Raw genomic sequence first — 5,880 nt, 5'->3', positions numbered from 1 at the left:
TGATAGTCCCTCTAGGTACGGCATTGGTGGTTATAAATGACCACGTAACCAATAAAATACATTTGAAATATAAAGGAAAATAGGAGATGGAGCGTGCAGCGGGAATCGAACCCGCATCATCAGCTTGGAAGGCTGAGGTAATAGCCATTATACGATGCACGCAATGTAACTCGACTGAGCTATTTTACCTTGAATATGGTGGAGGGGGACGGATTCGAACCATCGAAGCTTTCGCGGCAGATTTACAGTCTGCTCCCTTTGGCCACTCGGGAACCCCTCCAAATTTTAATCTTAAATTCTTTTTGTATTAAATAAAGAAAATAATATGGTGCCGACTACCGGAGTCGAACTGGTGACCTACTGATTACAAGTCAGTTGCTCTACCTACTGAGCTAAGTCGGCACAATTGGTGCGCATTCTAGTTAATCTGGAAATATCATGCAACTGAAAATTCAAATAAAACGTTTTTTTTTGCTTTTTCGCGCCAAAAATTGCCTATATTGTCAAAAGCACACCTGAAAAGTGATGAGACTACTTTTTTCTTATTCCGCCTTATTGTATTGTTCAACACTCATTAATCTACTAGGTAAATCATGTGAACTCTTATTTAACCTTTACTCGTGATCGTTGGGCTGAATTACGGAAATCAACTCCTATGACACTCACAGAAAAAGAGTTAACAAGCTTGCGTGGTATTAATGAAAATATAAATATAGATGAGGTAACCGAAATATATTTACCACTAATACGACTATTACAGCTTCATATTGATAGTCATAGAGAAAAGAACATTATCTTAGAGCAATTTTTATCTCACCAAGATATAAAGTCCCCTTTTATCATTGGGATAGCAGGAAGTGTTGCCGTTGGTAAAAGCACAACCGCTCGTATAATACAAACATTATTAAAGCAGTTGTTACCTAACTTGGATACTCAACTAGTAACAACTGATGGCTTTCTTTATCCAAATGAACATCTTAAAGCAAGAAAGATCATGCATAGAAAAGGATTTCCAGAGTCTTACGATACGCAATCGCTTGTCTCTTTTGTATCAGACGTAAAATCAGGAAAAAAATCAGTCTCTGCGCCTCTGTATTCACATTTAACCTATAATATTACTGGTGAGCGTAAGATTGTTGAATCTCCTGATATATTAATTATAGAAGGATTAAATGTACTGCAAAACAGTAATGATTATCCTGACGAACTTCATCATCGCTTTGTATCTGACTTTTTAAACTTTTCAATTTATGTTGATGCTTCTCACGGACAGCTTAAAGAATGGTACGTAGAGCGTTTTCTAAAATTAAGGGAAAGTGCTTTTAAAGAAAACGGCTCATACTTTTCACACTACACTGAGCTATCTACAAAGGAGTCGATCGATAAGGCTCAGCACATTTGGGATACTATTAATGGTATCAATCTAGAAGAAAATATATTACCAACAAAAAATAGAGCACACTTGATTCTTTCTAAAGGAAAAAACCATTCAATAAATCAGGTATCTATCAGAAAATAACTAGCTTTTTTTTATTGATATTTCACCACCGTTGTATGATTTAATTTCATCATTAACCGTAAGTAAAAGTGCACCTTGAGGATCGATCCCTTCACACACGCCTGTCACTGTACCATTACCTAATTGAAGAGATATTGTCTGTTTTTTGAAATTATCGAGCTCATTCCATCGATGAACAAAACTTGATAAGCCTGAGTATTCAAATTCTTTCATCACATTAAATAATGAAATGAGTAACTCATTCGCTAACGTATTTCGGATATTATTCTTCTCTAGGATAGTATTTAAATCCACCCATGGTTGATCGATCGCAGAATCAAATCTTTCGCTAAGATTTACGTTAATCCCTACCCCAATAACTACATGTGCAGCCCCGCCAGATTGAGCGGATAGCTCAATAAGAACACCCGCTAACTTACGGTTATTCCAGTAAATATCATTAGGCCACTTTAACTTTAAATTGCTACAACCTAGACGTTCTAATGCATCAACTACAGCAACCCCAATAGCTAAACTTAATCCCATAGTTGCAGCAAGACCATCTTCTAAGCGCCAATATAAAGAGAAATAAATATTACAACCAAAAGGAGAAACCCAAGTACGCCCTCGCCTTCCTCGGCCAGCCTCTTGATATTCAGCAAAACAAGATTGGCCACTTTGAATTGTATCCATATTATTAAGAAGATACTGATTAGTAGAGTCAATCACACCAAGCAATTTAGGCGAAGGTAAGTTTGCATGATGAATTAACGCTCCATTCAATAGCTCAATGGGATTAGAAAGTGCATAGCCTTTTCCTTTAACCTTATAAACTTCAAGGCCCCAATCTTGAATGACTGCTATATGTTTACTTATTGCTGCTCGAGAAATCTTTAAAACTTCACCAAGTTCCTCACCTGAATGAAACTGACCATCACTAAGTAAATCGAGTATTGCTAGTTTCTTAGTGTGATCTTTCATGAAATAACTCCGATAAAGATGATTCTTTTCCATCAGCATAAAATCGAACTTCATGCTCAAGCTCAATGTTATACATATTAAGAACAGTTAGTTTTACATGATGGGCTAATTTTAAAATATCATCTGATGTTGCCTGCCCATTATTTATCAAAACTAAAGCCTGTTCTTTATGTACTTGAGCATCATTTATTTTGAATCCTTTGAGGCCCGCATTATCAATTAACCACCCAGCAGGAATCTTCTTCCCATCTTCAACATCGTATGCCGGTAGGTTTGGATAAGATTGAAGTAGAGAACAATACTGTTTACTTGAAATAATCGGATTTTTAAAGAAGCTACCGGCATTTCCTAAAACTTTAGGATCTGGTAATTTTTGGCATCTAATTTCACAAACTTGATTAAATACATCTCGAGTAGTCGTTGTTGTTTTATCGCGTAAAGCACTTAAGGGACCATACGATAAAAGCGGGGTCCATTTTTTTGCTAAGCGGAGAGTTATTGCGGTTATTATGCATTTATCTTTAAGTTCATGTTTAAAGATAGACTCTCGATAACCAAAATGGCAATCAGCATTTTGGAGTGTTTTAATCTGTAAGCTATCGAGATCTAAGTATTCGACAGATTCACACACATCTTTTAATTCAAGGCCGTACGCTCCAATATTTTGAATTGGAGCAGTGCCTGCACAGCCAGGGATCATGGCTAAATTTTCAATACCAGGGAACCCATTATCAACGCACCATTCAACAAGATTAGGCCAATCTTCACCGCTTGACACCTTAAGGAAGTAGTCTCCTTCCGTTTCTATAACAGATCTACCATAAATACGATTCAAGACAACAACACCGTTAAATGCATTACAAAACAATGTATTACTTCCCGCACCTAAAGGAAGCTTTATCATATCTGAGTATTTATCATCAGACCAAATATCAATGAGATCTTGAACTGAATCGGCTTGGAGTATCAATTCTGCATTTTGGTTGATTGAAAAGCTGTTATAAGGCTTAAGTTCTTTGCTTAATAATATTTTCATAGTGCTGTATTTAATTGACTAGATTAAGTACATTCTAACTTAATCCACAAAAACTATATAGAACACAACTAATGAATCTTACCGTTTCTCATTTAGATAAATTGCGCCTTCCTTTACTCCATAAGCTATATAAAGCAAATTACCCTTCAGGAAAACCTAAAGGAAAAGAAGATATTATCGCGCTAGAAAATAACAAAATAATTATTGGGGCAGTACGAATTAAAACATATGAAGATTGCCACTTCCTTACTGGGATGATGATCATTGAAGAAATGAGAGGTAAACAATTAGGTAACTACCTTATCAATGAAACAAAAAAACTTCTTTCTCTAAATCATTGTTACTGCTTATGCGAACCACAGTTAACTGCTTTTTATCTTAAGAATAACTTCACACTTGCTAAAGAGAGTATTCCTCACGTTATTACATCAAAATATGAACGTTATACACATGGAGGAAAAAAGCTGGATATTTTGGTATATAAAAAACATAACAATTAGATATTACTCTCGGCAATAGATTCGAAATTTGCTAAAATCTATCTCCTTATATTGATAATTTAATGACCGGTTATGAATTTAAAACCTCAAGAAAGTAAAGAACAGCTGTCTATGCTTCCAATGTTGTCTCAAAATCCTGAGAATATTAAGATACTTCATACAGCTGCAGATTTTCGGTATGAACTCCTAAAACAAATAGAAAATGCTCAACAGCGTATCTATATCGTTGCACTATATTTAGAAAATGATGATGCTGGTAGAGAAGTATTTACCGCTCTCTATGAAGCGAAACAAAAAAATCCATCGCTAGATATCAATGTTCTTGTTGATTGGCATCGTGCTCAACGAGGCCTTATTGGTGCAGAAAAAAGTGATGGTAATGCCGCTCTATATCGTGAATTCTCTGAAAAATATGAACATTCTATAAATGTTCTTGGTGTACCCGTAAGAAATAAAGAAGTATTTGGTGTATTGCATCTTAAAGGCTTTATTTTCGACGATACCGTTGTTTATAGCGGTGCAAGCTTAAACGATGTGTATCTTGCTCATAAAGATAAATACCGTTTTGACCGATATCACGTTCTAAATAATTCTTTCCTTGCTAATTCAATGGTTTCTTTCATTAAGAAAACATTGATTGCTAGTCCTGCTGTAAATTGTTTGTCTCAACAAAAAAGACCTGAAACAAAGTCATTAAAGCCTGCAATTAAAGAACTAAGAAAGCAATTAGGTTTAGCTAACTATCAATTTATCTCTCAATTAAGAAAAAAGGGTGAGGTTGGTGTTACACCTCTTGTTGGCTTAGGGCGAAAAGGCAATAAGCTAAATAATTATATTCGTCTTCTTCTAGCATCTGCTATATCTGAAATCACGATTTGCACACCTTACTTTAACTTCCCTAAACCTATCGCAAAAGAACTAAAAAAAGCACTTCGACGAGGCGTAAAAGTAACAATCATTGTTGGCGATAAAACAGCAAATGACTTCTACATAGATCCTGAAGAAGAGTTCAAAACAATCGCAGGCTTACCTTATTTATATGAGATGAATTTAAGAAACTTTGCGAAGACTAATGAAACATATATAGCGAGTAGACAATTATCTCTTCACCTTTGGAAACATGAAAAAAACAGTTTTCACCTTAAAGGTATGTGGGTTGATAAAGAATATACTTTAATTACAGGAAGTAACCTGAATCCAAGAGCTTGGAAACTAGATCTTGAAAATGGGTTATTATTACAAGATCCTGAGCAATTACTTGTAGAAACTAAACAAGCTGAACTAGACGTTATCTTAGAGCATACACAGTTGATAGGTTCTTATAAGCAGGTAGATAAACTAAATAGCTACCCAGCGGAAGTAAAACGTTTAATAAAACGTATTAAACGAATTAAAGCCGATCATATTTTAAATCAAATCCTATAATTTTATTATTGGGTATGTTCTGAAATTAGGTACATATCCAATAACCTCCTTCCTATAGAACCCCCTCTCTAATAAAAAGCTAATACTATTAAATAAGTTCAAAACATCACTACAATCCCACTCTGAATTAACACTCATTAAACAAGCATGATAATACAACGAAATTTTATTGATTATAACTGTATTAGTTGTAATACCATTCTGGATAGGTGCTTGTTTAAATAATTGCGTAGGAAAAACACTTGAGAACAAGGCGAAATTTTCGATAAGTCGTTATTCTGTAATCAAAAATTTCAACGGCACTATCGAGTATTTTAACCAGATAGGATGAACACTTATTTACTACGATTGATATTACTTTGGAAAGGGATAATAAACGTTGGAGATTAGGTGTCTGTGAAATTTCAAATGAATAGTAATATTGCATTTTCAATAAACGT

5 protein-coding genes and 3 tRNA genes are annotated in these 5,880 nt (G+C 34.8%); 3 read left to right on the top strand and 5 right to left on the bottom strand.

Annotated features, from left to right (window positions below):
* Positions 1-87: 87 nt before the first annotated feature.
* The 3 genes from PVK63_RS19730 to PVK63_RS19720 form a co-directional block, all read right to left on the bottom strand.
* Positions 88-162 (bottom strand) — tRNA-Gly (locus PVK63_RS19730).
* A gap of 34 nt (positions 163-196) precedes the next feature.
* Positions 197-280 (bottom strand) — tRNA-Tyr (locus PVK63_RS19725).
* Between the two features lie 46 nt (positions 281-326).
* Positions 327-402, bottom strand: a tRNA-Thr gene (locus PVK63_RS19720).
* 193 nt (positions 403-595) lie between these two features.
* Here PVK63_RS19720 and coaA point away from each other — a divergent pair.
* Positions 596-1,519 (top strand): type I pantothenate kinase, encoded by a 924-nt coding sequence (gene coaA / locus PVK63_RS19715; RefSeq protein ID WP_274440970.1) that lies wholly within the window; start codon positions 596-598, stop codon positions 1,517-1,519.
* On the opposite strand, the gene birA is transcribed toward coaA, so the two are convergent.
* Both birA and murB read right to left on the bottom strand, forming a co-directional pair.
* Positions 1,520-2,479: a bifunctional biotin--[acetyl-CoA-carboxylase] ligase/biotin operon repressor BirA gene (gene birA / locus PVK63_RS19710; RefSeq protein WP_130088407.1), complete on the bottom strand. Its 960-nt coding sequence runs from the start codon at positions 2,477-2,479 to the stop codon at positions 1,520-1,522. It lies immediately after the preceding gene.
* Positions 2,463-3,515 (bottom strand): UDP-N-acetylmuramate dehydrogenase, encoded by a 1,053-nt coding sequence (murB, locus tag PVK63_RS19705; RefSeq protein ID WP_274440967.1) that lies wholly within the window; start codon positions 3,513-3,515, stop codon positions 2,463-2,465. Before murB ends, birA begins: the two co-directional genes overlap by 17 nt.
* 71 nt (positions 3,516-3,586) lie before the next feature.
* Between murB and PVK63_RS19700 the strand changes: the two genes are divergently transcribed.
* A complete protein-coding gene (locus tag PVK63_RS19700) occupies positions 3,587-4,015 on the top strand; it encodes a GNAT family N-acetyltransferase (RefSeq protein ID WP_274440965.1) in 429 nt (142 codons plus the stop codon).
* A gap of 72 nt (positions 4,016-4,087) precedes the next feature.
* Positions 4,088-5,440, top strand: coding sequence for a CDP-diacylglycerol--serine O-phosphatidyltransferase (gene pssA, locus PVK63_RS19695; protein ID WP_130088410.1), 1,353 nt, complete (start codon positions 4,088-4,090; stop codon positions 5,438-5,440).
* Positions 5,441-5,880 lie beyond the last annotated feature (440 nt).

Origin of the sequence: Aliivibrio sp. S2TY2 (assembly GCF_028765525.1) — a bacterium.
In the GTDB taxonomy this organism is placed as follows: Bacteria; Pseudomonadota; Gammaproteobacteria; order Enterobacterales; family Vibrionaceae; genus Aliivibrio; species Aliivibrio finisterrensis_A.
The sequence above is the reverse complement of the archived record's forward strand: the minus strand, read 5'-3'. Positions and strand labels throughout refer to the sequence as shown.